The organism is Massilia glaciei (assembly GCF_003011895.2).
In the GTDB taxonomy this organism is placed as follows: domain Bacteria; phylum Pseudomonadota; class Gammaproteobacteria; order Burkholderiales; family Burkholderiaceae_D; genus Telluria_A; species Telluria_A glaciei.
This window is the reverse complement of the sequence record NZ_PXWF02000323.1, coordinates 1-1,248: the sequence shown is the minus strand read 5'-3', so window position 1 is coordinate 1,248 and position 1,248 is coordinate 1. Positions and strand designations below refer to the sequence as shown.

General features: G+C 63.1%; 1 protein-coding gene. It reads left to right on the top strand.

The features are described from left to right. Window positions 1-249: 249 nt before the first annotated feature. Window positions 250-1,248, top strand: a 999-nt coding sequence (locus C7C56_RS25920) for a TonB-dependent receptor plug domain-containing protein (protein WP_229459007.1), incomplete at its 3' end; no start/stop codon positions are given.

Here is a 1,248-nt window from a genome sequence, read left to right as displayed (position 1 = left end):
AGTTGTGTGTAACGATATGGGTGTTGCCCCTGAACCACACACGGCAGGTATTTACGGACGGCAAAACCGATGTATTGACGTGGCGTGACGGGTCTTCATGCTCTAAGGATACAAAATGGCCCAGCGCCGCATCACCAAAGGTTATGCATACATTCAGATTACTCATTATCCAATGAGATAGCGATCATAAATACTCTGTCGTCCGCAGGGCCGTGCCTTGCCAGTTAATAAACAAACCCGGAGATGACGATGATGTTCAAACAAAAGCCGCTGGCCACCGCAGTGTCGCTGGCGCTGATGGGCTTTCACACCCTGCCCACGATGGCGCAAAGCACCCCGCCGGCGGCCGCCGACGCGATCCAGACGGTGCAGGTGACCGGCATCCGCGCTTCGCTCGCCAAGTCGCTCAGCGTCAAGAAGAACGCCACCGCCAACGTCGAGGTCATCACCGCCGAGGACGTGGGCAAGATGCCCGACAAGAACCTCGCCGACTCCCTCCAGCGCCTGCCCGGCGTGGCCGTGCGCACCGACTACGACGAGGCCGAGAAGGTCTCGATGCGCGGCACCAATCCCGACATGTCCCTGATCCTGTTCAACGGCCACACCGTCAGCGGCGGCGACTGGTACGTGGCCGACCAGGGCTCGAGCAGCCGCAGCACCAGCCTGTCGCTGATGCCCTCGTCGGTGCTCAACCAGGCGACCGTGTACAAGACGGCGCAGGCCAACATCGTCGACGGCGGCCTGGCCGGCACCATCAACGTGACCACCCGCAAACCGCTGTCGCAGAAGGAGCGCTTGAGCGGGCTCATCAGCGGCGGCGTGGTGCACGCCCAGCTGCCCGGCAAGACCTCGCCCGACCTGAACGCGAGCATCAACTGGAAGAACGAGGCCAACACCTTCGGCATCATCATGCAGGCGTTCGCCGAGAAACGCTTCAGCCGGCGCGACTCGGTCTCGCGCTTCGCCTACGGCGCCAGCAGCGGCTGGGACGTGATCAACACCTCCACCATGAAGGGCATCACCGACGCCTCGCTCGCCGGCACCGGCCTCAAGGCCGCCGACCTGAACGGCGTGCGCCTGCCCGGCAGCATGAGCTCGGAGTTCGTCGAGGGCGTGCGCGACCGCAAGGGCGGCATGTTCTCGGTGCAGTTCCGCCCCAACAATGACTTCGACATCACCGCCACCGGCTTCTACTCCTCGATGGACGCCAACAACCACGGCCGTCTGACCTCGGGTGCGATGTACAGC